20 protein-coding genes are annotated in these 26,737 nt (G+C 60.7%); 10 read left to right on the top strand and 10 right to left on the bottom strand.

Annotation, left to right across the window (positions count from 1 at the left end):
* Positions 1 to 350 precede the first annotated feature (350 nt).
* From ABIB78_RS28795 to ABIB78_RS28825, 7 genes are all read right to left on the bottom strand, one after another.
* Entirely contained in the window at positions 351 to 674 is a 324-nt protein-coding gene (locus tag ABIB78_RS28795) for a BA14K family protein (protein ID WP_429030547.1), read from the bottom strand.
* 250 nt (positions 675 to 924) lie between these two features.
* The gene (locus ABIB78_RS28800; RefSeq protein ID WP_429030549.1) at positions 925 to 1,731 is read right to left on the bottom strand and encodes a hypothetical protein; all 807 of its coding nucleotides are present in this window, start codon (positions 1,729 to 1,731) and stop codon (positions 925 to 927) included.
* 112 nt (positions 1,732 to 1,843) lie between these two features.
* Positions 1,844 to 2,236, bottom strand: a complete 393-nt coding sequence (gene cyoD / locus ABIB78_RS28805) for a cytochrome o ubiquinol oxidase subunit IV (protein ID WP_429030552.1) — start codon at positions 2,234 to 2,236, stop codon at positions 1,844 to 1,846.
* On the bottom strand, positions 2,233 to 2,865 hold the full coding sequence (cyoC, locus tag ABIB78_RS28810) for a cytochrome o ubiquinol oxidase subunit III (RefSeq protein ID WP_429030554.1): 633 nt from the start codon (positions 2,863 to 2,865) through the stop codon (positions 2,233 to 2,235). The genes cyoD and cyoC overlap by 4 nt, the downstream gene beginning before the upstream one ends.
* Positions 2,862 to 4,844 carry a cytochrome o ubiquinol oxidase subunit I gene (gene cyoB / locus ABIB78_RS28815; protein ID WP_429030556.1) on the bottom strand — a complete coding sequence of 661 codons (1,983 nt, stop codon included), beginning with the start codon at positions 4,842 to 4,844 and terminating at the stop codon, positions 2,862 to 2,864. The genes cyoC and cyoB overlap by 4 nt, the downstream gene beginning before the upstream one ends.
* Positions 4,841 to 5,716, bottom strand: coding sequence for a ubiquinol oxidase subunit II (gene cyoA, locus ABIB78_RS28820; RefSeq protein WP_429030559.1), 876 nt, complete (start codon positions 5,714 to 5,716; stop codon positions 4,841 to 4,843). The genes cyoB and cyoA overlap by 4 nt, the downstream gene beginning before the upstream one ends.
* 1 nt (position 5,717) lies before the next feature.
* A complete protein-coding gene (locus ABIB78_RS28825) occupies positions 5,718 to 6,764 on the bottom strand; it encodes a heme o synthase (RefSeq protein ID WP_429030653.1) in 1,047 nt (348 codons plus the stop codon).
* Between the two features lie 881 nt (positions 6,765 to 7,645).
* Here ABIB78_RS28825 and ABIB78_RS28830 point away from each other — a divergent pair.
* From ABIB78_RS28830 to ABIB78_RS28850, 5 genes are all read left to right on the top strand, one after another.
* Complete coding sequence (locus ABIB78_RS28830) at positions 7,646 to 8,161, top strand: DUF305 domain-containing protein (protein ID WP_429030562.1); 516 nt, start codon at positions 7,646 to 7,648, stop codon at positions 8,159 to 8,161.
* 38 nt (positions 8,162 to 8,199) lie between these two features.
* Entirely contained in the window at positions 8,200 to 11,382 is a 3,183-nt protein-coding gene (locus tag ABIB78_RS28835; protein ID WP_429030565.1) for an efflux RND transporter permease subunit, read from the top strand.
* Positions 11,379 to 12,659 carry an efflux RND transporter periplasmic adaptor subunit gene (locus ABIB78_RS28840; protein WP_429030568.1) on the top strand — a complete coding sequence of 427 codons (1,281 nt, stop codon included), beginning with the start codon at positions 11,379 to 11,381 and terminating at the stop codon, positions 12,657 to 12,659. The genes ABIB78_RS28835 and ABIB78_RS28840 overlap by 4 nt, the downstream gene beginning before the upstream one ends.
* 556 nt (positions 12,660 to 13,215) lie before the next feature.
* Positions 13,216 to 13,893: a response regulator transcription factor gene (locus tag ABIB78_RS28845; protein WP_429030655.1), complete on the top strand. Its 678-nt coding sequence runs from the start codon at positions 13,216 to 13,218 to the stop codon at positions 13,891 to 13,893.
* A 67-nt stretch (positions 13,894 to 13,960) separates the two neighbouring features.
* Positions 13,961 to 15,328, top strand: a complete 1,368-nt coding sequence (locus ABIB78_RS28850; protein WP_429030658.1) for a sensor histidine kinase — start codon at positions 13,961 to 13,963, stop codon at positions 15,326 to 15,328.
* A gap of 62 nt (positions 15,329 to 15,390) precedes the next feature.
* Here the strand turns inward: ABIB78_RS28850 and hemA are convergent, their stop codons facing one another.
* Both hemA and ABIB78_RS28860 read right to left on the bottom strand, forming a co-directional pair.
* Entirely contained in the window at positions 15,391 to 16,653 is a 1,263-nt protein-coding gene (gene hemA, locus ABIB78_RS28855) for a 5-aminolevulinate synthase (protein ID WP_429030570.1), read from the bottom strand.
* Between the two features lie 52 nt (positions 16,654 to 16,705).
* Positions 16,706 to 17,314 carry a winged helix-turn-helix domain-containing protein gene (locus ABIB78_RS28860; RefSeq protein ID WP_429030573.1) on the bottom strand — a complete coding sequence of 203 codons (609 nt, stop codon included), beginning with the start codon at positions 17,312 to 17,314 and terminating at the stop codon, positions 16,706 to 16,708.
* A 1,384-nt stretch (positions 17,315 to 18,698) separates the two neighbouring features.
* On the opposite strand from ABIB78_RS28860, the gene ABIB78_RS28865 reads away from it, so the two are divergent.
* From ABIB78_RS28865 to ABIB78_RS28880, 4 genes are all read left to right on the top strand, one after another.
* The gene (locus ABIB78_RS28865) at positions 18,699 to 21,422 is read left to right on the top strand and encodes a PAS domain-containing protein (RefSeq protein WP_429030575.1); all 2,724 of its coding nucleotides are present in this window, start codon (positions 18,699 to 18,701) and stop codon (positions 21,420 to 21,422) included.
* A complete protein-coding gene (locus ABIB78_RS28870; RefSeq protein ID WP_429030577.1) occupies positions 21,419 to 22,081 on the top strand; it encodes a response regulator transcription factor in 663 nt (220 codons plus the stop codon). The genes ABIB78_RS28865 and ABIB78_RS28870 overlap by 4 nt, the downstream gene beginning before the upstream one ends.
* Before the next feature lie 168 nt (positions 22,082 to 22,249).
* A complete protein-coding gene (locus ABIB78_RS28875) occupies positions 22,250 to 22,639 on the top strand; it encodes a response regulator transcription factor (protein ID WP_429030579.1) in 390 nt (129 codons plus the stop codon).
* A 227-nt stretch (positions 22,640 to 22,866) separates the two neighbouring features.
* Complete coding sequence (locus ABIB78_RS28880) at positions 22,867 to 24,387, top strand: ATP-binding protein (RefSeq protein WP_429030582.1); 1,521 nt, start codon at positions 22,867 to 22,869, stop codon at positions 24,385 to 24,387.
* On the opposite strand, the gene ABIB78_RS28885 is transcribed toward ABIB78_RS28880, so the two are convergent.
* Positions 24,350 to 25,249, bottom strand: coding sequence for a helix-turn-helix transcriptional regulator (locus tag ABIB78_RS28885; RefSeq protein ID WP_429030585.1), 900 nt, complete (start codon positions 25,247 to 25,249; stop codon positions 24,350 to 24,352). The genes ABIB78_RS28880 and ABIB78_RS28885 overlap by 38 nt on opposite strands.
* A gap of 395 nt (positions 25,250 to 25,644) precedes the next feature.
* Here ABIB78_RS28885 and ABIB78_RS28890 point away from each other — a divergent pair, with 395 nt between their 5' ends.
* Positions 25,645 to 26,649, top strand: a complete 1,005-nt coding sequence (locus ABIB78_RS28890; RefSeq protein WP_429030587.1) for an NAD(P)-dependent oxidoreductase — start codon at positions 25,645 to 25,647, stop codon at positions 26,647 to 26,649.
* Positions 26,650 to 26,737 lie beyond the last annotated feature (88 nt).

Below are 26,737 nucleotides of genomic sequence, written 5' to 3' on the forward strand. Positions count from 1 at the left end.
GACGAATTCCCGCCGGCGCGGCTAGTCGCGAACAACCACAATCCTGCGTCAGAAGGCCGAACGACCATCCAGCGACCGTCCGTCAAGTGCTGGATTGGTCGTGTCGGGGACCGGCCTACGGATCCATGCCCAGCGACTGACCGCCAAACTTGGACGGATCGTTGTAGCTTGGCGTGTCGTCGTAATAAGGTGCCGCAACGAAGGAACGCATGATCATACTCCGGCCGTGATGCAGGACGGGGTGTCGCGGTCCGCGGTGGTGCATCGTCGCAGCTCCGGCAGATGCACAGAACCCGATCAGAAGGCCCAAGGCCAAAACATAAGTACGCATCGGACTAGCTCCAGTTGCATCAATCACAGGCGTGGCGACGGCCGTCGTAGCCAAGGAAGGTACGAGATGCGGGATCGTAGGAATGATGGAGCTGTGCGCAGGATGAGGCCGCAGCGCGCCTTGCCGCATATGCGTTAAAGACAGGAGCGGCCCCGCCGGGCAGTTCGAGACCCATTCTGCCCGCAGGCGTTAACGCGCCGTCGTTCAGCACGCTACGGTCCGGATATTGCGCATCAAAGGCAGCCGGGTGGCTGACCGCCCAGGTGGGCAATTGTGCACGCGCGGCGGTGACCGCAGTCATCGATAGCAGCGCTGTTGCGAGTAGAATTTTGAATGTCGTCATAGTCGTTCTCCGTGTTGTTGTGTGCGGAGAACTAGCGCCGGCGATCACTGCGGCTCGGTGGAGAACGCTTCCTGCGGAAATTTTCTAGACCATAGCTATATAGGTGCTGCCTTCGGGGAAGTTCGGAGAGCGAACATCACGCTTGCGCGAACGACGCGAACAGCGCCGTCATTGATTCGCTGATTGCGTGAGATCAGCTTCCGGCATGCGCTATGGCTGTTCTGACTTGCGGTGCCATCGAGAGTTATGTCTAGCAACCGGAAGGCGGTGACACGCCCGGCGTAGCGGTAGCGCCGGACGCGTTGGCTGGAGCCATCGTGGCCGGGTTGGAAAGATTGATCGAAATGCTTTCGGTACATGCGGCCGTGTTCGGTGTCGGCATGACGCTCGACACAAGACTGATGCTGGTGTCGGTCGGCTCAAGATCGGCCGTTGGCGACTGAATGGTTCCGGGCGGCGGACTTGGCGGTATATCGGGAATCGAGACCGGCAACGCCGCAGCGTTGGTCAGCGTGTTGCCTGGCGCCGACGTGCAAGAGCTTCCCGGCGTGGCGCTTCCGAGCGCAGATGCCGGTGTGACCGTGCCTGTCGTGCTGCCAGTGACCGAACCCTCGATGATCACGGGCACTGCCGTCGGCAAAGTCAGCGCCAGGCTACCGCCTGTCGTCGGCGAGGCAGTCGGGCCTGACATGCTGGTGATGGTGCCCAATGGGCTCATCATTGCGGTCGGGCTCGCAGAAGCGCTGTTGCTTGTGGAGGTCACGCTCAGTACTGACGGGGAAAGCTCCACCGCGGTCGGCGAGCAGTTCACGCTTGTTCCGGGAAGCGTTGGATCCATTGCCAGCGGCGGAGAGGCCAAGGTGGTTGCTGGCGCTCCTGGAATTGTCGCGGCGGAGAAAAGGCTGGAAAACGGACTGGGTCCCGACAGCGGAGACGACACGATCGCTCCCGGTGTTGTCGCAATCCCCATGGCGGTCGTGCCCATGGTCGAGACTTGCGCCGGGCAGGCACTGCCGCTCATCAGGAGCCCGACCGTCACACAGAGAAGTGCACGCATTCAAAGCTCCCGGCGTTGGATCATTGCGGCGACACGTAGGGAGCGGGAACGGCAGGCCCAAGTCACGTTTCGTTTATATCGGCCGCCAGCGGACCTGATCGCGGGACATGCTTCAATGCTGCACATGCATTGTGTGGTCGGTCGATGGCATAAGCATATTGTCATTCATATCCGTTACGATCCAGATCGTGCCAACGACCACCACGAAGACGATGAGCAGGCCGAAGGCGAGCGCGAGAATGTTGTTGGTGCTGTCCGGGCCGCTGGTGATATGCAGGAAGAAGACGAGGTGAATGCCCATTTGGGCGATGGCGAGCACCGCGAGGCCGAGGCCCACACCGCCCGGCCAGAGCAGCGACGTGTTCGCAACCCAGAACGACGTTGCCGTCAGGACGAACGCCACCAGCACGCCGATGGTGTAGATCAGCGCCTCGGAGAGGCCCGATGCCCGCATTTCCTCGCTCGGGATGTCTCCTGGAGCGCGATCGTATCGAATGTCGGTCATGGGCTTACTCCCATCAGATAAGCCACGGTGAAAACGCCGACCCAGACGATGTCGAGCGCGTGCCAGAACAAGGAGAAGCAGAGCAGCCGGTGCTGCACGCTGCTGACGAACCCCATCACCGTCACCTGGACCATCATCACCACAAGCCAGATCAGTCCGAGAGTGACGTGCAGCCCGTGGCAGCCGACCAGCGTGAAGAAGGCAGAAAGAAAGGCGCTACGCTGCGGCGTCGCGCCGCGAGCGATCATGTCGGCGAACTCGCGGAGCTCGAGGGTGAGAAATGCCGCACCGAGCGCAAATGTGATCAGGGCGCCCAGATACATTCCGAGACGATTGCTGGAATTGACGGAGAGCGACATCAGTCCGCAAGTGTAGCTCGAGAGGAGCAGGCAGACGGTTTCGATCGCCACCGTGGTCTGATTGAACAACCGGGCGCCCGCTGGACCTCCTGCCGTCGCGTGAACGAGGACCGCGTAGCTCGCAAACAGCGCGGCAAACATCACGATGTCGCTCAACAGAAATATCCAGAAGCCGTAGGTGACCACGATCCGCTTCGAGGCAGGGCCCGCTTCGCTCGCTCTTGGCAGCGCTTCCTGCGGGGTCGTATCGATCGCGACGGCGATGTTCATGCGACAGCTCCTGCCTGATGCGCCTGCTCGAACTCGGCAATCTGCTCGGCGGCCACTTCGAATTCCGCGTGCCCGCGGAATGCGAAGGCAAGAAGCGTTACGAATGCGCCGAGCACGCCCACACTGGCCAGCCACCAGATGTGCCAGATCATCGCGAAGCCGATGACCACGGCGAAGAAGGCGCTGACAAAGCCGGTGGCGCTGTTTTTCGGCATTTCGACCGGCTCGTAAGCTGGTAGCGGCCCCGCCTTGTCGTTGCCTGCCTGCTCCTGCTTGCTGGTCCAGAAAGCATCCTTTCCCGTGACGGTCGGCGCCAGGGCAAAATTCCATGCTGGCGGTGGCGACGCGGTCGCCCATTCGAGCGTGCGGCCATTCCATGGATCCGCGGTGACGCGCAACCTGTCGCGGGTGCGGACCGACACCACGAGCTGGATGATCTGGCAGACGATACCGCCCAGGATCACGACCGCGCCGACCATCGCGACGATTAGCCAGGGCTGCCACGCCGGATTGTCGTAATGCTGCATGCGGCGGGTCATGCCCATCAGGCCGAGCAGATAAAGCGGCATGAAGGCGAGATAGAATCCGACGAACCAGCACCAGAACGCCGCTTTTCCCCAACGTTCGTCAAGCGCAAAGCCGAAGGCCTTCGGGAACCAGTAGGTGTATCCCGCCATCGCGCCGAACAGGACGCCGCCAATAATGACGTTGTGGAAGTGCGCCACCAGGAACAGGCTGTTGTGCAGCTGAAAGTCCGCCGGGGGCACCGCCTGGAGCACGCCCGTCATGCCGCCGATGATGAAGGTCACCATGAAGCCGATCGACCACAGCACCGGTACCGAGAACCGAACCCGGCCGCCATACATCGTGAAGAGCCAGTTGTAGATCTTCACACCGGTCGGCAAAGCGATGATCATGCTCATGACGCCGAAGAAGCCGTTGACGTTTGCACTGGCGCCCATGGTGAAAAAGTGGTGCAGCCAGACGAGAAAGGAGAGCACGCAGATCGCCATCGTCGCGGCCACCATCGAGCGGTATCCGAACAGCGGCTTGCCGGAGAAGGTCGCGATGACCTCGGAAAACACGCCGAACGCCGGCAGGATCAGGATGTAGACTTCCGGGTGCCCCCAGACCCAGAACAGGTTGGCGTACAACATCTGATTGCCGCCGCCGTCGTTGGTGAAGAAGTGGAAGCCGAGATAGCGATCGAGCAGCAGCATCGCGAGAACCGCAGTCAGCACCGGAAAGGCGGCCACTATCAGCAGATTGGTCGCAAGCGCGGTCCAGCAGAAAACCGGCATGCGCATATAGCCCATGCCGGGCGCGCGCATCTTCAGTAGGGTCGTGACGAAGTTTATCCCCGACAGCAAGGTGCCAAGTCCAGAGATTTGCAGGGACCAAAGATAGTAGTCGACGCCCACGCCCGGCGAATACTGCAATTCGCTCAGTGGGGGATAACCCCACCAGCCGGCCTTCGAGAATTCACCGACGGCCAACGAAACGTTGATCAACAGTGCGCCCGAGGCGGTCAGCCAGAAGCTGACGGAGTTGAGCGTCGGGAAGGCGACATCGCGGATGCCGAGCTGCAGCGGTACCGCGAAATTCATGAGCCCGACCACGAACGGCATCGCCATGAAGAAGATCATGATCGTGCCGTGCGCCGAGAAGATCTGGTCAAAGTGCTCCGGCGGCAGGTAACCTTGTGATCCACCGGCAGCGACTGCCTGCTGCGCCCGCATCATGATCGCATCACTGAAGCCGCGCAGCAGCATGACGAGCGCTAGCATGCAGTACATGACGCCGATGCGCTTGTGGTCGACCGAGGTGAGCCATTCGCGCCACAGATAGGGCCAGGCTCCCCTCATCGTGACGAAGCCGAGGACAGCCAGCACGACAAGCGCCATGAACGCCGTTGCGCCCATCACGATCGGCTGCTGAAAGGGAATCGCGCTCCAGTCAAGCTTGCCAAGGAGAGTCATCGTTCGGCCCTCTGCGACGTTGAACAGATTGGTGGGGATGAGATGTCCGCCGTCGATGCGGTGTTCGTGATGCCGCTGAACAGATCGGCGGCAACGGCGCGGTAGGTGAACGGCGCGACTGCTTTGCTGGGCTTGACGAGGTCGGCGTAGGATCGGACGTCGAGCACAGGGCCGGCTTCGCGAGCTTTGCCAACCCATTGCGCAAAATCGGCGCTATCGACTGCATCGACCGTAAAGCGCATGTCGGAGAATCCGTCACCGCTGAACATGGCGGAGAACCCCGGATAGCTGCCGGCATGGTCGGCCTGAAGCTGAAGCCGCGTCACCATTCCGGACATGGTGTAGATCTGGCCGGCGAGCTGGGGCACGAAGAAGCTGTTCATCACGGTCGCCGAGGTCAGTTCGAGGCTGATCGGCGTGCCCACCGGCACCGTCAGATGATTGACGTTGGCGATCCCCTGCTCGGGGTAGATGAAAAGCCATTTCCAATCGAGCGAGACGGCTTGAACGGTGACAGGCTTGGCTGTCGAGGCGATCGCCTTGCGCGGATCGAGGTCGTGCGCGCCAACCCACGCGACGCCGCCAACAAGGAGCACCGTCATGGCGGGGATCGACCAGACAAGCAGCTCGAGGCGCCCCGAATACTCGAAATCCGGCAAATATGCTGCGCGCAGGTTCGACGCGCGAAACCAGAAGGCGACTGCGAGCGTGGCGAGGATGGTCGGAACGACGATCGCCAGCATGATACCGAGCGAATTGAACAGGATGATCCGCTCGGCTGCCGCAATGGGTCCCTTGGGGTTGAGGACGCCTTCGGAGCAGCCGCCGAGTGTGACGCTGAGCAGGGCAAGGGCAAGCAGACCATAGCGCATCTCAAGCCTCGTCGAATCTGGCAGCCACGAAGGCGATTGCGGTGCGGGGTGGTGTCTGCAGGACCGCAGCCGGGACGGATGGCGTGTTCCGCCAAGCGTCGTCACGGGTCGAAGTCGTCCATGATGATCGATCGACGATGCCGTGAGTAAGCAGGGCAGCAAACAGAATGAACAGATAGGAGATCGAAAACAGGAACAGACGTTGTGGCGCCTGCCGATCGGTGTCGGGGCTCCGGCGTAGCCGTAACGCCAGCGTAAGGAAGACCGCGCCGCAGCCGAGCGCTGCCACACCGTACATTACGCCCGCATATCCCAACGCGGTTGGCAGAAGCGAGGTCGGAACCAGGAGAACGCTGTAGACGAAGATCCGGCGCGTCGTTGCGGCCCTCCCGGCAACGACCGGGAGCATGGGAACGCCCGCGCGCCGGTATTCGTCGGCGCGGTTGAGCGATAACGCCCAGAAGTGCGGGGGCGTCCAAAGGAAGATGATCAGGAACAGAACGATCGGCTCGAGCCCGATGTCTCCAGTGGCGGCGGCCCAGCCGATCATTGGAGGAAGCGCGCCGGCGGCCCCGCCGATGACGATGTTCTGGGGCGTGATCCGCTTCAGCCAGAGAGTGTAGACGGCGATATAGAAGAAGATCGTGAAGGCGAGCAGACCGGCGGCTGCGACATTGGTCGCCATGCCGAGGAGGAGGACCCCGGCACAGCAAAGGAACAGTCCGAACCTCAGTGCTTCCCGGCGAAAAACTCTGCCGCGAGGGATCGGACGCTGCGCGGTGCGGGTCATCACGGCGTCGATGTCGGCATCGGACCACATGTTTAGCGCCCCGGCGGCACCGGCCCCGACAGCGATTGCGATCAGCGCCAGCGTGCCGTGGAGTGGATCGAGCGAAGCCGGCGCAATCATCATCCCGACGAATGCGGTGAACACCGCGAGCAACATCACGCGAGGCTTCATGAGCGCGACAAAATCGGGCACTCGTATCGACATACCGGAGCGGCGCAGCACTCGCCGGCGAGGAGAGGAGATGGCTATGATCTTCATGGTCAAATTTCTTTCGCCGGAGATTCGTTGTCGCCAGATCGACGATGTCGTCCCTGTGATCGGTTGATCACGGCCTTGTACGGGGTGAAGCGTTCGGGCCTTTCCCGCCTCGTGGACGGCGGTATTACGAGGGCATCGGTTCACAACGGTTCCGACCAGAACGGATACAGAGTGGCCGGGCGTTCGTGCCGCATCTGCTGCGACGTGACGATGTTCGTCGGGAGCTCACGCAGCTGATACATCGAAAACCTCGTCTTCGCGGGTCGATCCGTTGGGCCGGAGAAGTAGACAGTCACTGCAGGTGGCTGGCACCGAGATTAGAAGCGCAGGAATGGCGGCTCAATTGTACACGGGTGCGGTCGCATCTATGGATGAAGGATGGAAGGATCATACGAACGTTTACATTGCCGTCACGGCAAAGACCCGCGTTGCGCGCGCGAGCGGGTGCGATCGCAAGCGTGGGCGTGCCACGCGCTCTGACCGGGTGCGCCAGAGAAAGATGCGTTGCTTCGAAGGGTGAGCGGCGCGGCCGCAGTGGCCGCCGGTCCGCAAAGCTGGCTGCGTTACTCCGCAGCTGCCATCAGCGGCGTGAAGTCGATAGCGATCGACCTTTGGTTCTATTCGCCGCGACCATGCCGGCGTCGCCTCAAGCGTCGTTCACGCGATCGGTACTCGGCTCGTCAAACCGTCATCCCGGTTCGAAACTCTAAATCGGTTTTTAATTGAGAACCCGACGTCTGCAGCTCATGTTCGCAGGGTCACGGAGCTCCGTTGGGCTATCGTGAAATTCGTTGGGGTGACCCCTGCAAAAGTATCGACGAAGCGTGAAAGCTGGCTGTGGAAATCCACGCCGGCAACGACAGACTACGCTCGGAGGCAATATGATGCTGTTTTCGCGAGCCTTCATCCGCAAACGGCTAATCTCGATGGCGGCGACGGCGTCAGTTACGGCGACATCGTTCGCCATGGCACAGGACCCAACGAGCCGGCATCATGGCCTTGACCGCGTCGAGTATGCGGCGGAGCGGCAAGAATACGCGAAGGAGCAGGCGTTTATGTCAAGGAACGCCGCTGCCATGCGCAAGATGATGGCCGGCATGACGATCAAGCCGTCCGGCGATATCGATCGTGATTTCGTTGCAATGATGGTGCCACACCATCAGGGTGCGGTTGATATGGCGAAGAACGAACTGGAATACGGCCACAACGCGCGGCTTCGCCGTCTGGCTCGGCAGATCGTAGCGACCCAGCAACGGGTGATCACGGTCATGCAAAACGCCGTGAGCGATGGGACGTCAGCAGTGGCGCAGCCGTCGGAGCGGCCCCATGCTGTTCTCCAGCGGCCGACCCCGACTGGCGGATCCGACGCGCATGACGGAATGAGAATGTCTCAATGACCGGTCGCGGTCGTGGCGCCGCACCGCGAGGATAGATCATGGGCATAGTTCGATTTGCGCTGCGATTCCCGCATACGTTTTATGTGGTCGCTGCCCTGATCCTGTTCCTTGGCGTCGCCGCTATCCGGTCGATGCCGACGGACATCTTTCCGGAAATACGCATTCCGGTGGTCACCGTGATCTGGCAATACACCGGCCTCACGACGCCGGAGATGGAGCAGCGCGTCACCACCTACAGCCAGTATTCGATCAGCGCCAACGTCAACGGCATCAAGAACATGGAAGCGCAGACCCTCAATGGTTTGTCGATCCAGAAGATCTCTTTCCAGCCGGACGTCAATCTCGATCTCGCCATCGCGCAAATCGTGTCCGCGACCAATTCCATCCGAGCGCTTATGCCGCCCGGCATCCAGCCGCCGATCGTTGTGCAGTTCAATGCATCGAGCGTTCCCGTGCTGCAGCTCAGCCTCAGTTCGGATAACCTGAATGAGCAGCAGCTCTACGATTTCGGCATCTACCGCGTCCGACAGCAGCTGGCGCCGGTTCCCGGCGTCACCCTGCCGACGCCGGCGGGCGGCAAGTATCGTCAGATCATGGTCGACATTGATCCGGACAAGCTCCTGTCGCGAGGGCTGACGCCGCTCGACATCGTGAATGCAGTCAATACGCAGAATCTGACATTGCCTTCGGGGACGGCGAAGATTGGAGACATCCAATACACCGTACGAACCAACGCGACGCCGTCGACGATCGACGATCTCAATCAAATGCCGGTCAAGTTCGCGAACGGCGCAACCATCCTCTTGAAGGACGTGGCGCAGGTCCGCGACGGAGCCATGGTGCAACAGAATGTCGTACGCGAGGATGGCCGCCGCTCGGTCCTGCTCAGCGTGATCAAGAACGGCAATGCCTCGACGCTCGCCGTCGTCAATGGGGTGAAGAACGCCCTGCAGGCGATCAGGGCCGCCGCGCCGGCCGGGCTGAAGATCAGCGAGCTGTTCGACCAGTCGGTATTCGTCACAAGTTCCGTCAACGGCGTGCTGCGCGAGGGAGCCATAGCGGCAGGTCTCACTGCGCTGATGATCCTGGTCTTCCTGGGGTCGTGGCGTTCGACGGTCGTGGTGATGATTTCAATTCCGCTGGCGATCCTGTCGTCGCTTGTCGTGCTTCACTTTCTTGGCGAAACGCTGAACACCATGACGCTGGGCGGCCTGGCGCTGGCGGTCGGCATATTGGTCGATGATTCGACCGTGACGATCGAGAACACCCATCGCTTGTGGACCGAGGAAGGCATGCCGCTCTCCGAGGCGACGCTGCACGGCGCCGCCGAAATCGCGGTGCCGACCCTGGTTTCGACACTCGCCATCAGTTGCGTGTTCACCTCGGTGGTGTTCCTCGACGGACCTGCCAAATACCTGTTCACGCCGCTCGGCTATGCCGTCGTGTTTGCGATGCTGGCTTCCTACGGATTGTCGCGAACACTGACGCCGATTACGATCGGCCTGCTGCTCAAGGGTGAACGGCGCCACACCGACCATGCCGGTCAGACCGGGCCGTTTTCGCGGATGACCGCCGGATTCGATCGCGGCTTCGAGCGGCTGCGCGGTGGATATTTGGAAGTCCTCACGATGCTGCTGCGCCGGCGAGCGATCGTGCCTGTTGTTGCCGTGCTGGTACTCGGCCTCGGTGCCGCGATGTTCCTGCTGGTTGGGCGGGATTTCTTTCCGCTCATCGACGGCGGCCAGATCCAGCTTCACGTTCGCGCTCCCGCCGGGACCCGCATTGAAAGCACGGAAAAGATATTTCAGGCCGTCGAGGACAAGATCCGCGAGGTCATTCCGGAAAAAGAGCGAAGTCTGATCGTCGACAACATGGGCTTGCCGGCGCGAGCCTACAACCTGGCCTTCGCCGACGGCTCGACGATCGGCATCAACGATGGCGTCATACAGGTGGAGCTGAAGGACGGCCACAAGCCGACCGCGGATTACGTCAAGACACTGCGTCAGGTGCTGCCGGCCGCATTTCCGGATGTCACCTTCTATTTTCAGGCGGCCGATATGGTGACGCAGATCCTCAATTTCGGATTGCCGGCCCAAATCGACGTCCGAACGGTAGGCTACGACAAGAACAACCTGGCGGTGGCAAGGGAACTGCGGCAACGGCTCGCGGCAATTCCAGGTATCGTCGATGCGCATCTGCAGCAGGAAGTCGACGGCCCGGAATTCTTCGCTCAGATCGACCGGACCCGTGCTGCGTCGCTCGGCCTCAATGCGAGCACGATCGCCACCAACATCAACGTCAGCCTCAGTTCGTCGGAGCAGGTGTCGCCGAACTTCTGGACCGATCCGGTCTCCGGAATCCCGTACTATCTTGCGGTGCAGACGCCGGAATACAAGATCAACTCGCTGAATGCGCTCGCAAACACGCCGGTGTCCACCTCGCAGGCTGCGAGCGGCCAGATCGTCCCCGGCATGCTCAGCAATGTCGCGACGTTCAAGCGCGGCACGGTCGCGACCAACTCCAACCAGGCCAATATCCAGCCGATTTATGATGTCTACGCCAGCGTGCAGGGCCGCGACCTCGGCAGTGTCGCAGCCGAAATCAACAAGGTCACCGCGGAGCTGCAGAAGGGGCTGAAGCCCGGCAACTCGATTCAGGTGATCGGACAGATCCAGAGCATGAACGACTCGTTCCGGAATCTGGGCATCGGGCTGCTGTTCGCCGCTGTCTTCGTCTATCTGTTGATGGTCGTGAACTATCAGACCTTCGGCGATCCCTTCGTCGTGGTCCTGGCTCTGCCGGCGACGCTTTGCGGCATCGTCACCATGCTGTTCATCACCGGGACGACGTTGAACGTACCGTCGCTGATGGGCGCGATCATGGCGGTCGGGGTCGCGTCCGCCAACTCGATCCTGCTGGTGACCTTCGCGCGCGAGCAGCAGTTGAAGGGGCATTCCGCGTTCGAGGCCGCGCTGAGCGCCGGCCACACCCGAATCCGTCCCGTGTTGATGACTGCCGCCGCAATGATCGTCGGCATGATCCCGATGGCGATCGGCGGCGCCGGCGAAGAACAGAATGCTGCGCTTGCGCGGGCCGTCATCGGCGGTCTGCTGTTTGCGACCCCGACGACCTTGCTGATCGTGCCTTACCTGTTCGCCATGCTGCGCAAGGGCAACGACGGAAAGCCTCACCATGGCGTATTCGAAGAGGTGCCTCAATGACCGAGATGCGTGTGCTCTCAGAAGAGCAGGATGTCCGGGACCGGCCTGATCCTGAGACCGATCGTGTCGCTGCACCAGCAGCGGAGCCGGTGCGCAAACGGCGTGGTTACGGCGGCGCGCTGATCGGCGGCGGAGCGCTCGTGTTGCTGATGGCCGGCCTTGCAACGGGAGGCTGGCGCCATTATCAGGCCGAGCGCGACGTCGCGGCGACCGCGCAACGGAGCAGGACATTCGTTCCCGAGGTGAGGGTGGCCGCGGTGCGCGCCAGCGACAGCAAGATCAATGTGACCTTGCCGGCGACCACGACGGCGTTCGAGGCGGCGAACATCTTTGCGCGTGCCACCGGCTACATCGAAAAGCGCTACGTCGATATTGGCGACCGGGTCAAGGCAGGAACCCTGCTGGCGGACATTACCGCGCCGGAACTCGACCATCAGATTACGCAGGCCAAAGCGACGCTGGCCCAGAACCGGGCGACGCTGCAGCAGACGCAGGCGAGCCACGAACTTGCCCGGGTCACCAACGCGCGCGACAGCAATCTGGTGAAGCAGGGATGGTTGACCCTTCAGCAGGGCGACAATGATCGGCTGACCCTGCAGGCGCAGCAGGCAGCGGTGGGAGTGGCTGAGTCGAATATCGCCGCCCAGGATGCCCAGATCCGAATCCTCGAACAGGAGAAAGCCTACCAACGCGTGGTGGCGCCATTCGACGGTGTGATCACACAGCGCAACATCGACAACGGCAGTCTGGTAACGTCGGGCTCGACCTTCATGTTTACGCTGATGCACCCAGACGTGATCCGCACCCAGGTCTTCGTTCCGCAGGATGAGGCTTACGGGATTGTGCCGGGGGTGGATGCGGCGGTGCGTGTACCTGAGATTCCAAATCGGACTTTTCCAGGCAAGGTTACACGCATTGCGACGGCCTTGCAGCCTGGCAGCCGAACGCTGCTAACCGAAATCGACGTTCCCAATCCGGATGGGGCGCTCAATCCCGGAATTTATTGCACCGTCGAGCTGTTTATCCCGCGCAAGACGCCCTCGATGATCATACCAGCCGACGCGGTTGTGTTCGATCAGAACGGCATACATGTCGCCGTGGTGGCGAACGGAACTGCTCGATTTCAGAAGATCACGATCGCGCGTGACTTCGGCACGGAAGTTGAGGTGCACGACGGCGTCAAGCCTGGTGATCAGGTCATTCTCAATCCGATCGTCAATCTGGCGGACGGCAGCAAGGTCACGGTACGCCCCGCGAACAGAAATCAGACAAGCTAGAGCATGATCCGGAAAAGAGCGAAGCGGTCTTCCGAAAAGATCGTCCTTGGACAACAAGCTAGAGCGTGATGACGATTCAACCTGATCTCATCGCGCTCTAGACCGGTAGGGACCGCTCCCGACGCGGTGCCGGCTGCTGACAACCGCCATCATGCTGGGATCAGCATGTGTGAAAGCATGACGAAGAGTCCGTCGATGCCTGGCACGAGACGACCTTCCCGGCGTCCTCCAGATCGAGCGCTATGCGCAAGCAATGCTGCCGGCAGCCCGATCCTAAAATGCTATTTAATGGTGCAGCTGCTTACGGAAGCGTATCTGTCAATTGAGCGGCCCACCGAGCTTGCCCCTCAGACGCGGTGACTGGCCGAAGGACGGCGTCCGCCACGCCTTCTGTCCCCCTGCTGGGGCGGGTCGGCGCCGTCCTACTCTTTTCTCATGGCATTTGCAGGCTGATGACATTATGCCTTTGGTCTCGAGCAAGCATAGGGCCCCACGGAATTCAGGCTCGAGCACGGGGCGCGGCGCGAACGCCTTGGCGACGGCCGGGAACGGACCGATGACAAAAGTGCTTCTGATCGAGGACGACCGCGAAACCGCTGAGGAGATCACCGCCGAACTCGCCGATCGAGGTTTTGAAGTCGAATGGTCGGCCAACGGCATCGAAGGCCTCGACAAGGCGCGCGCGTTGCGGCCCGACGCGATGATCGTCGATCGGTTGCTGCCGGGAATGGACGGCCTTACGGTGATCGAGGCCCTGCGGAAGGATCTGGTCCGCACGCCGGTACTGGTGCTGAGCGCCCTGGGAGCGGTCGATGATCGCGTACGCGGATTGCGGATGGGAGGTGACGACTATCTCACCAAACCGTTCGCGCTGGTCGAACTCGTCGCCAGAATCGAGGCGCTGCTGCGCCGGCCGACGGAATCGCGCGAGACGACGCTGCGGGTAGGGCCGTTGGAGCTCGATCTGATCGAGCGTACCGCCCGACGCGGCGAACGGGTGATCGACCTCCTGCCGCGCGAGTTCCGTTTGCTCGAATACATGATGCAACGGAGCGATCAGTTGCTGACACGCGCCATGCTTCTGGAGGAAGTCTGGAACTACAAATTCGTTCCGACGACGAACCTGGTGGATGTGCATATGGGCCGGCTGCGCCACAAGGTAGACGGACCGGGCGACTCTCCCATGATCCACAATGTCCGCGGGGCCGGCTTCATTCTCAGAACCGCACCATAAAGATCAGATGGAAGCCGACGACGCGCCGCCGCTGACGTTGAGCGGGAAATCCGCGGGACGAAATCCGATGAATCGGTCTCACATCATACGTTCGAACACCTTTCGGTGGGCGATGGCGGTGGCGGCTGTGCTCGCCACCTTCGTCATCGTGCTGTTCGGCGTTATCTATTGGCAGGCCGATCACTACTTGATCGCGCGATCCGACAAGATGATCGCCAGTCAATTGAATTTCATCGCCGGCTTGCCCAGCGAACGCCGGCTGGACGCGATCAGTGACCATTTGAAGGAGGATTCCCGCGGTGTTCAGTATGTCGGCCTGTTCGGCGCAGACGGCCGCAGGATAGCGGGCAACTTGGAGCGGTTTCCACCTGATCTCCAGGCGAATGATTCCGTCCAGAGCGTCTTGGTCGAGCGGACGCTGCCAGCCGGACAAGAGACCCATGTGATCCGTGCAATCGCCCGGCGCATCGCCAACAGCGAGGTACTGGTCACAGGTCGCGAGGTCGACGAAACCAAGGAGGTCTCCCATGTTGTCGCTCAAGCGTTGGCGCTCGGTCTGCTGCCTGCGCTCTGTCTATGCCTGCTGGCGGGCGCGTGGCTGAGCATGCGGGCACAGAAGCGGGTCGATGAAGTCAATCAGCGCGTCCAGCGCATCATCGCCGGTGATCTGCGCGAACGGCTCCCGCACAGCGACGTTGACGAGCCATTTTCGAGGCTGACGGTCATCGTCAATGGCATGCTCGATGAAATGGAAACGATGATCAACGCGCTTGCCGGAGTCGGCAACGACATCGCCCACGATTTGCGAACTCCGTTGACGCGGGCGCGGCTGACGCTGGAACGCGGCCGCACCAACGCAGCCACGTTGGAGCAGCTCCAGATGGTCGTCGACAAGGCGACCTCAAATATTGACCAGTCACTGGCGATCATCACGGCGTTGTTGCGTTTGGCCGAAATCGAAAACAGCCGACGGTCGGCGGCTTTCGGCACCGTCTCGCTGCACGAAATTCTGCGCGAAGCATGCGATATCTACGAACCGATCGCCGAAAACAAGAGTATCGACCTGCGGGTGGGGGCGGTACAGCGCCTGAGCGTGCGCGGCGATCGTGATCTGCTGTTCGAGGCAGTCGCCAATCTCATCGACAACGCCATCAAGTTCACGCCGGAAGGCGGCCGGGTCGATATTGAACTGCTACGCGAACGCGGCGAAACCATCGTGCGCGTCAGCGATACCGGCCCCGGCATCAACGATCAGGAGCGTGAGGCCGTGTTGCGCCGTTTCTACCGGTCTGACAAGATCAGAAATACTCCGGGCATGGGACTTGGCCTCAATCTTGTGGCTGCGATCGTGAAGCTGCACGACTTCAGGCTGGCCATTCATCCCGGACCGGGCGGCCGGTTGGAGGTGATTTGCCCGGACAAGTCATCCGGCTGAAACCGACATTGGTCGCGCGGTCGGCTAGCATGCTCGTCCGGGCAGCAATAGAGCAGCGCGGCCTAACCACCAGCCGCCATCGTCGGTGTCCGGTGATCGCTGGGCTGGTGATATTCTCCGAAATCGAGACCAAGCTCATGCCACACCGATACCATGGCGTCAGCCAGCTCTCGGATCAGTCGAAGGTCATGTGCGGGGGTCGGAGTGATCCGCAACCGCTCGGTGCCGCGGGGAACAGTGGGATAGTTGATCGGCTGGATGTAAATCCCGTGCCGGCCGAGCAGCAGGTCGCTTGCCTGCCTGCATTTTTCGGGATCGCCGACCATCACCGGTATGATGTGCGTCTCGGTGGCCAGTACCGGCAGCCCGGCTTCCCGCAGAGCGGCCTTGGTCGCAGCCACCGAGACGCGCTGGGCCGCACGCTCGGTACACGATGTCTTGAGATGGGCGATCGACGCCGTCGCAGCCGCGGCGACTGCGGGCGGCAAGGCCGTCGTGAAGATAAATCCTGATGCATGGCATCGGACGGCGTCCACGACGGCACTGCTAGCGGCGATGTAGCCGCCGAGCGTCCCGAAGGCCTTGGCGAGGGTTCCCTCAATGACATCGATGCGCGCCATCACTCCGTCTCGCTCGGCGATCCCGCCGCCGCGCCGTCCGTACATACCGACGGCGTGCACCTCGTCGAGATAGGTCATCGCGCCATAGCGTTCCGCCAGGTCGCAAATCGCCTCGAGCGGAGCGACATCGCCGTCCATCGAATATACGCTTTCGAACACGATCAGCTTCGGACGGTCGACCGCCGCGCGGATCAGCAACTCCTCGAGGTGTCTGAGATCGTTGTGGCGCCAGATTTGCCTGGGACAGCCGGCCGCACGCACACCTTCGATCATCGAATTGTGGTTGAGCGCATCGGACAGGATCAGGCAGTCCGGAAGCAGCCTGGCAATCGTCGCGATGCCGGTATGATTGGAGACGTAGCCCGATGTGAAGACGAGCGCGGCCTCCTTGCCATGCAGGTCAGCAAGCTCGGCCTCGAGCTCGACCAGCGCCCGATTCGTTCCCGAGATGTTGCGTGTCCCGCCGGCACCAGCACCCATCGTGCGCGCAGCGACACACATTGCATCGATCAGCTTAGGATGCTGGCCCATCGCGAGATAGTCGTTCGAACACCAGACCACGACGTCCCGCTTGCCGGTCGGGCTATTCCAGTGCGCATGGGGAAACTGTCCTGCCTTGCGCTCCAACTCGGCGAAGACGCGGTAGCGATGCTCCCGCTTCAACGCGCTAACGGCGGATACAAAGCCCTCATGATAGTCGAACATTCGCGCAGCTCCGTACCGGTGGATCAGTGGACGGCATCGACTGCCGGTTGCTTCACTGTTGACGGGCTCTCGACGATCCTTGTCGGAAGGGAACCGCGGCCAGAATGAAACCAACCCCCCGGACATTGCGAATCATCGAGGGTTCACCTGGCCCGTCGACCTTGCGACGCAAGCGGCCCATATGAACATCGACGAGGTTCGTTTCCGGGACGAATCTATAGTTCCACACGTCCTTCAGCAGGCTCGCCCGCGTCAGCAGCTTGTCGCTCCGTTGCATCATATATTTGAGCAACCGAAATTCGCGCGGTCGCAAATCGATACCACGATCACCACGCTTCGCCGTCCGATCGATGAGATCAAGCTCCAGCGGGCCGACGTGCAGCACCGTCTGGCTCGGTGGCGCCGGCGGCCATGCCGAAGGTACTCCGCCCGCGATCAATTCGACGATAGCGACAGGCTGATTTGAGGGAGCATCGTGTCCCGATGGCGATCGGCGCATCCGGCCGATCATCCGTTCGAGCGTGGACGACAGCAGCGAATGTATATCGGCACTTGTAGCAAGATCAGACCGTATTTCTGCCGGAACATCCTGGACGAGCAAGCGCACCAGAACCGGGAGGCCTTCGATGTCGGCGAGAAGCTCAGCCGTTCCGTTGCGCAACACGGGCGATCCGTGCGTACGCCGAACAGGATTCCAATGCTGGCCAAGCTTGGTCGGCGAATTCGCTGAGTGCATTGGCCTCGGCGCGACAGCCCCCGACTTGGCGCTCCGATCAGATATATCGCGGACGGTGCTATCGGCTCTCATCGCATCTCCTTTTCGCCGGCCCCGAAGACCGATCTCCGATAGCTGCATCGATTGATCATTGAACGGGTCCCGTCAAAAGAGCCGGGGTTGACCGTGAACGCGTCGAGCCGAGGGCAGGGACGGCGCGCGATCCTCTCGCCTTGATTTCGAGAGCCAGGAACGCGCTCTCGCAGTGATCTTCGTAGCAATCAGGATTGCAGTAGATGAGGCGTGTTCCGATTTCCCGCAGGTACCCCGTTCGGATCGGCTCATAGCACGACACACAGAACGGCTCTCTCCGTGGCGCTCTCTCGTTGACCAGTACAAATCTCATGTGGCGCCTCCCACCGCGAGGCAGAACGCCGTATCAGTGGCGTGAAGAGTGCTGGGCGGGGGAGCGCAGAGGTGGTTTCTGCCATCGGGATTGTCTCTGCTCCGCTCGATCTTCTCCGGAGGGATGAGAATGAACTTTCCATCCTCTCGGCGCTTCGCGCTCGCTGAAGAGACAAGGATCCACGTCAGACCAATGATCTCGTTCTCGTCGCGACGGATCGTTTCAACTGGGATCGCGGACATTGTGTCTCCTGCAATCGGCTCTTTTCGATCTGCAGGAAGACTAGGAGAACGAGGACTGTTGGCTCAATCGTACGTAGGTAAGCGTCCGATATTGGAAGGGATCGCGGGAGCATACGGAAGTTTACGGGTTGCCTTCAGGGCGGATCGCGTCGGACCTGGCGATCCGCTTGCAAGCGGCTCGCCAGTCGAGACGGGAATGCGAACGGGAAGGGTCCACCACGGTCTGAGCGGGACGGCTCACGCCTGTCCGGGGGAGAGGTAAGGCCAGCGCAAAACCGTCCGCTCAGCAGGCAAACGTGTGCGAGGGACGCGACCGCTTTGCTTCATTAGGCTAGATGCAGCCCGAGGCGCGCCGCAAGTAAACGAAGGTTTGACACTGTCAAACCGGAGGTTGGTGTGATTACCGTATGAGCCGACCGGAAATTCACTGCCGCTTGCACCGCCCGGAACCACAAATCGCGACCCATGCCGATCCGCAGAGGCGTCGCAATGCTTCGGCTGAGAGTTCCCGCCCGGTCCCGCGGATTCAATCGAATTGCCGAACTTCCTCAAAATGCTCTAATCTCATTCGGAGGCCCTGGACGCTGCAAGCGATACGCAGCCAGATCATAGTCTCCAGAAATCAATCGCATCATGTTCAGCTCAGTCGCAGTACACCGCTTCAACGGGACACGCGTGGAGAATGAATAAGCTCAGTCTTCCACGGCAACAAAGACCGTTTGTGATCGTGGGCTATGCAATGGCGATCTCGTCTGTCGCCGGGGCGATTGTTGCCGCGCAACTTATCACGGACGTCTTCCATGCCGAGGCCATCGCGTCGTCGATGCTCTGCGCCGTTATCCTCGCCGCGTGGTTCGGCGGTTTTGGCCCGGCACTGGTGGCGACCGCGCTTGCCCTTTTGGCATTCCATTATTACCTGGCACCGCCGGTCAATTCATTTTCCCTGAAGAACGAGCTATTTGCGGTCGGCATTTCGGACATTCCTCGTCTCGTCCTGTTCTTCATCGTGTCGCTCGTTGTTGCGCTAGTGATCGTAGCACAGAGAAGGGCAGCAGACGCTCTGCGGCAATCCCGTGATGAATTGCAAGCTGCGATAAACGATCAAAAGCGGAGTGAAGCCGCGCGGCTCCGCAGCGAAATGTATTTGAGTGAAGCGCAGAGGTTGAGCGGTACTGGAAGCTTTGGCTGGAACATAGCGAGCGGAGCGATGATCTGGTCGGACCAGACCTTTCGAATCTTTGGATATGATCGGGTGACGCAGCCGGACGTGGAGCTTATGATCCAGCGCGCCCATCCCGACGATCGCGCCGCCATGCAACAGACCGTCAACCGGGCTACGGTTGATGGACAGGATTTCGAGCACGAGTATCGATTGCTGATGCCGGATGGCTCGATCAAGTATATTCATGCCGTTGCTCGGGCCGTGGAAGATGCGTCAGGCAACATCGAGTTCGCGGGCGCGGTGACGGATGTGACGGTTGTGAGGGAGACGGAACGGAAGCTGCGACGCAGCGATACCTATTTGGCCGAATCGGAACGTTTGCGGCGTACGAGCAGTTGGGCCTGGGATGTGCGGCGTCGAGAATGGGCATATCGGTCGCCCGGGATATACGATCTGTTCGGATTTGGTCCCGAGCAGCGCGATGTGCCGCTGCAGGCGTTCCGAGATCGCATTCATCTCGAAGACAGGCTCCCGAATGTGGAAGCGGCCGCCCGGGCGATCCGGGAGAAATCGGATTTCGAGGTTGATTTTCGAATTGTTCTCCCGGACGGCTCGATAAGGCAGATACATTCCGTCGGGCACACTGTCATCGGCAGTGACGGCGACGTGGTTGAGTTGATCGGCACGCATGTGGATGTCACTGAACAGCGCGCCGCAGAAGCGGTGCTGCAAAAAGCTTTCGACGAAATCAAGAAATCCGAAGATCGCTTGCGGTTGGTCATCGATACAATTCCGACGCTGGTCTGGCGCGCCGGAGCCGACGGTGTTCCCGACTTCCTTAATCAGCCGGCCCTGCACTATACCGGCCTCTCCGAGCACGAGGTGGAAAAGGGCTGGCCCCGCGCCTTTCATCCTGACGACAAGAAAGGCATGCTGCAGAAGTGGAGTGCAATACGGGAATCCGGTGTGCGTGGCGAGCTTGAAGCCAGGTTGCGACGCGTAGATGGCGAATATCGCTGGTTCTTGTTCCGAGCCGAGCCGCTGCACGATGAGGCGGGCAATATTGTCAAATGGTACGGATCGTCTACGGACATCGAGGACCGCAGGCGGGCGGAAGTGGCGCTTCGCGAAAGCGAGCAGCGCTTTCGTGACTACGCCGAGACGGGTTCTGACTGGTTCTGGGAGACCGGACCGGATCACAGGGTTACCAGCGTGTCCGACCACTTGAACTCGGTTGGTATCCGACCCTCAAATCTGATTGGGCTGGCTCGCTGGGACTTTGCGAATGATATCGAAGCAGAGCCCGAAAAGTGGCGGCAGCATCGGGCGATGCACGACGCCCATGAGCCATTTCGCGATTTCGTGTACAGCACCATGTCCGAAGACGGGGTTCCGGTGTATGTCCGGTCAAGTGGCAGGCCGCTGTTTGACGCCGGCGGCAAGTTCATTGGCTATCGCGGCACCGGCACCGACATTACCGCGATGATCCGCGCGGATCACGCCGAGCAGGCGTTGCGCAGTGCGCAGGCGGAACTCGCCCGCGTCATGCGAGTGACGACACTGGGTGAGCTGACAGCCTCTATCGCGCATGAGGTCAACCAACCGCTTGCCGCTGTTATTGCCAATGCCGAGGCCTCGCTGCGCTGGCTCGATCGCGACCCCCCCGACTTGGCTGCAACTCGTCGCTCCGTGGAATGGGCGATCAGCGACGCGAGCCGGGCAAGCGATGTCATCCGGGGTGTCCGGGCCCTTGCCAACAAGGCCGATATTGAGAGAGTATCGCTCGACGTCAACGACATCATCAGGGGAGTCATCGCGCTGGTGCAGCACGAGTTGTTCAGTCACGGCGTATCGCTGCGAACGGAATTGGTCCCGGCGCCTTCCATGGTTCTTGGTGATCGGGTCCAGCTGCAGCAGGTGATGATCAATCTGGTGATGAACGGCATTGAGTCTATGGAGTCGGTCACGGATCGACCGCGCGAGTTGGTGATCCGATCGCGCGGTGACGACGCACAGCGAGTACACGTAAGCGTCGCGGATCGCGGTGTCGGGATTTCGTCGGGCGATACGGATCAGCTATTCAAAGCATTTTTCACTACGAAGTCTGGCGGCATGGGAATGGGACTTTCCATCTGCCGTGCGATCGTAGAGGCCCACGGGGGACGGCTGTCGGCTTCGCGCAACGAGGGGCCAGGCGCTACATTCGAGTTCGGATTGCCCCTTCATCAGGAACACGTGTCATGACCGAGCGTCCGAAATCGGACGAACCGTCGAGCGCCACGGAGCCGATTGTTTTCGTTGTCGAAGATGATGCCTTGATGCGCAGGGCGCTCAGTAACCTCTTTCAGTCGGTGGGTCTGCAGGTTACGGCGTTCGGTGCAGCTTCCGACATGCTGCAAAGCAATCTTCCGGATGTCGCAAGCTGCCTGGTGCTCGACGTCAGGTTACCCGGATTGAGCGGGCTGGATTTTCAAACCGAGTTGGCCAAAGCGAACATCCACATTCCGATTATCTTCATGACCGGTCATGGCGATATTCCGATGAGCGTCAGGGCGATGAAGGGAGGAGCGGTCGATTTCCTTACAAAGCCATTTCGCGATCAGGACATGCTCGATGCTGTCGTGACGGCGATCGAGCGCGACCGGAAGCGGCGGACGGCCGACAGGATCGTCCAGGATTTGCAGGTCCTTTTTGATACTCTGAGTACGCGCGAGCGGGAGGTTCTGGCATTGGTGGCGTCGGGCCTGATGAACAAGCAAATAGCTGCTGAACTTGGACTCGCTGAGATTACCGTGAAGATTCATCGAGGGCGCATTATGAAGAAAATGGGCGCGAGGTCGCTAGCCGATCTGTTGAGAAAGGCCGAAACGCTCGGAGTTCAGCGCCGCAAGGCCTCGGCGTAGGATGGAAGCCTGTCTTCAGTTTCACCGGAGATCCGAAGCGTACCTCACTACGGATCAAGCTATTGAAGATACAAACCTAAGTATGATTTTAGAATCTTGACCGACAGCCCATCTTAGGTGGGGGTGGCCAAGGGTGGACGCTTTGCTCCCGCGTCAGGAAGGCCTGTCTTGTCAACGCTCTCGGTGATTTCCGTCATTGATGACGATGCATCCGTCCGCGCAGCAACCGATAATCTCCTCAGCTCGCATGGATACACGGTGCGCACATTTGCGTCGGCAGCGGACTTTCTGCAGTCGTCCCAGCCGACCGAATCCTCGTGTGTCGTTGCAGATGTGCAGATGCCCGGGATGAACGGTTTGGACCTTCTTGAGCACGTACGGACTCGAGGCAACGACATACCGTTCATCTTTATCACGGCGTTTCCCGATGAGAGTGTTCGTGCACGGGCTCTGAAGATCGGCGCCATTTGCTTCCTGGCCAAACCCTTCGCTGGCCCCGTCTTGGTCGGCTGCATCGAAACCGCGCTCAGTCGACACCGCGGGGGCGGCAGCAAGTGAGGGGTCAACGCCGGTGCCTTGTCTCTGACGTCGGCTCACTTTGATCACCGTCGGAGCGAGTGCAACCCCCGGTTAAACCAACGTATCGATCTCGCAAACCAATGTGACGCTCCGGGCAATCCTCAGTAGGATCGAGTGATTTCCCTTGTCAAACTAGTCTGGTCCCCAACTGGAGCCGAAGGAAGCGCCGCGTGAATGTGGGCCAGACGAGCCGGAGCAAAGGGCCTATGTTGACGAACTCTGCTCCAAGCCTCGGCCGTATCCGCAAAACCCCGGCAGTGACCACAAGCGCCTCCGCAGCCTTCTGGTGGGTCAACCTGATGCAATTGGGCGAGTTTGCGCGCTCGACGACGCTGCGGCGGACGCTGCTGGTGGCCGCGCTGTTCGCGGGATTTGTCGTGATGCTGCTCGGCTTTGTCTACGTCAAAATAAAGCACGACCTGACGATGCGATCCGACCGTATGATCGGGGCGCAAATAGGCGTGTTTGCGGATTTATCGCCCGAGCGCAGGCTGCACGCAATCGATGAGCATCTGAAACAGGATCCGCGGCGCGTTCGTCTTGCGGCATTGTTTGACCCGGACGGTCGCAAAATCCTGGGTAATCTGGAAAATCTGCCGCGGGATATCGAGCCCGATAATGTCGTGCGGGACGCTGTCATCGACAGCAGGGACGAAAATGGATCGACAAGACAGGCCGTCCGCCTGATCGCACGAAAGTTGCCGAATGGCGACGTGCTGGCGATCGGACGAAATAACGACGAAGTCACCGAGATCGCTCACGTTGTCAGCGGCGCATTCGCACTGGGCGTTGTTCCCGCCGTGCTCCTTTGCTTTGCGATCGGCGTGATACTGAACGCGCGTGCCCGCCAGCGTATCGTCGAGGTCAACGAGCGCGTTCAGCGCATCGTCGCTGGCAAGCTTCGCGAACGGCTCCCGCATCGAAACGCCGACGACCCCTTCTCCAAGCTAACCATGATCGTCAACGGCATGCTCGATGAGATGGAAACTCTCATCCAGTCCCTTGCGGGTGTCGGCAGTGATATCGCCCATGATCTGCGCACGCCGCTCACCCGCGCGCGGTTGATACTCGAGCGCGGTCGCTCCAATGCCCGGACGCTTGAGCAACTCCAGATAGTCGTAGACAGAACCACAGAGGCGCTCGATCAGTCGTTATCGATCATTACCGCCATCTTGCGGCTGACAGAAATCGAGAAGAGTCAGCGATCGGCCGGTTTCGGCAAGGTGGCGCTGGCCGAACTCATCCGCGAAGTGGCCGACATGTACGAGCCAATAGCCGAAGACAAGGGGATTGATCTTCTGACTCACTTACCACGCGAATTAAGCGTGCGCGGCGACCGCGATTTGCTGATCGAGGCTGTCGCCAATCTCGTCGACAATGCCATCAAATATACCCCCGCCGGAGGGCAGGTAGAGATCGGACTGTTTCACGGCAACCGCGAAACCGTCGTGCGCGTGAGAGATACCGGCTCCGGCATCAACGAGCGTGAACGTCACGCTGTGCTACGCCGGTTCTATCGGTCGGACAGGGTGCGACACACGTCAGGCCTGGGTCTCGGTCTGAACCTCGTGGCCGCGATCGTAAAGCTGCACGATTTCCGATTCACGATCCATCCGGGGTCGGGATGCGTGGTCGAGATCGGCTGTCCGTCTCTACCACCATCACTAAAGAGCGGAGCGCGCCCGGATGTCAGTCTTGTCGGTGACGGCGATACTCGGTCGGCGTAAGGCCGGTGTACTTGCGAAACGCTCTCGTGAACGAACTCGTCTCGCGAAAGCCGATCCGGGCGCCGATCTGCGTCACTGAGAGTGCGGGCCTCTGCAACAGGCCCTTGGCGCGATCCATTCGGCGGGCCATGTGGTAGCGATGCGGAGGCGCGCCGAACGACTGCGCGAAAGCACGCGCAAAATGATAGAGGCTGAGATCGGCGAGCTCGGCCAGAGCGGCCAGCGAAATGTTCTCCGTGAGATGTTCCTCGATAAATTCAAGGACACGCTTCTGCTGCCATGCCGGCAAGCCGCCGCGCTCCGGTCTCGCTGCTGAGGCGACGTTTCGCTCCAGCCGAAGCAGTTCGTGCATCAGCACGAGGCTCAGGGACTCGGCATATTCACGGCTCAAGGGGGCAGAACTTCCAACCTCGGCCTTGAGTTTGAACACGGTATCCCAGACGGCCTGGTTGAAGAAGAACAGGCGCGGACTTATCGTGCGACAAGCGACGCCGGCTTGTCGATCGAACAGCCGATCCGGCGGGTCTATATAGATATAAGTGACACGGGTCAGTACCCGCGGCGTCTGCCATCCATAGAACCGGTGGCCGGCTGGCACGACGCTAAGCTTGCGATTGAGTTCGCGCAACGTCGACCTTGGCAGGCCCTCGATGAGCGTCTCGCCATCAACCCTTTCTGCGCGTTCGTAAGCGATCAGCAAATGTCGTTGGGCTTGGAAACCATCCGCGAAGGTCTCGCGTCGGGTAACTCTGACGTTGTCGGCCTGTATCCAGCCCCAACTTGACAGCTGGCGACATGCGATATCGGGTGGGAAAAGTTCAACAATTCGCAGCGGGGGCGGCGAAACACCGATTCTGCTCACAGCGTCTTCCTGATGCGGGCATGGGCCTCTATCCTCGACCGACATTGTTCAGCCTTTGGTGAATGAAGATCGAATCGGATCGCCCTCTTTGCCGATCGCGCTCTCAAGAACGTTATCCGGCCTTAATGGGCGCAGTTTGCGACAGCCCACCCAAAAGGTAAGCATGCCAGTTCCTGGCGCCATTAAATTGTCGTTCAGAAACCAAGCTTGATCTCACCCCACGCCGATATGCGCTGTGCACGAGCGTTGGGTCCGGAACTTGTGTGGGATCCCAGCAAGAAAGCTCAAGAGCACGGCAAGCCGGGACAAGGGCACGCTGCCCTCTTCACCAGATACCGGATATGTCCGTCGCAAGGGCGCAACAAGAGATGCGTTACGCCCGGCCTGGAGCCGCCATGTCCAAACATCGCTCAATCTCTCCTGCCATCGCAAGCTCGTCCGAAGCGTCTACTGGACAGCGAGGCGATACTGCATCGGCTGGCGTCCAGCCGACCGTAGGCGAAATCGGATTTGTCGGTCTCGGTCGCATGGGAACGGCGATGGCCGCGAACCTTGCCGCCGGCGGACGACGGGTGATTCCTTATGTCCGCCGTCCGGACCAGATTGGCAGGCTCGAGGCACTTGGTCTGAGCCCAACAACAGACATCGGCGATCTGCTCGACTGCAAGGTCGTCATCAGCATGTTGCCGGACGATGATGCCGTGCGTGATATCGTATTCGGTCGCGGAGACGTCGGTCTCGGCGGCTTGGCTGCGGGTCTGATGCCCGGCGCGATTCATCTGTCGATGAGCACAATCAGCACTGCAGCGGCCTCGCTTCTTGCAAGCGAGCATGCGCGCAACGGACAAAGCTACGTAGCGGCCCCGGTGTTCGGAAATCCGGATGCCGCCAAGGCGCGTCAATTGTTCATCGTCGCCGCCGGAGCTCCAGCCGATATCGAGCGCTGCCGGCCTATCCTCGACCAACTCGGACAGAGGACATTTTCGATCGGGACCAATCCGCAAGACGCAAACCTCGTCAAACTGCTCGGCAACATGATGAGTGCGACGGCGCTGGAGATGATCGGAGAGGTGGTGGCCGTGATCCGGAAGCGCGGGCTGGATCCGCAGTCCTTCATCGAGATCATGACAGGCACGATGTTCGGCGGACGCGCGCACAAGATCTACGGTGACAAGATCGCCAGGCAGAGCTATGCGGCCGGATTTGTCTTGCCGCTTGTACTCAAGGATGTGCGTCTGGCGCTTGCGGAAGCAGAGAATGCGGGTGTGCCGATGCCGTCCGTGAGCGTGGTCAGGGACCGGTTGATCACGGGAATCGCACGTGGTCACGGCGAGCTTGACTGGACCGCGCTCGCGCTCGTCGCCGAAGAGGAGGCGGGGCTGTCCACCGTGCTCCGGTGATTTCCGGACCGAATCTGGCTCACCCCGCGCCCGATAGGGCGCACGTATCCAACCAAGGAACAGAGTTATGGCCGATCAAGCGGAAGCG

The sequence above is a fragment of the Bradyrhizobium sp. I1.14.4 genome, assembly GCF_050435825.1.
Taxonomy (GTDB): domain Bacteria; phylum Pseudomonadota; class Alphaproteobacteria; order Rhizobiales; family Xanthobacteraceae; genus Bradyrhizobium.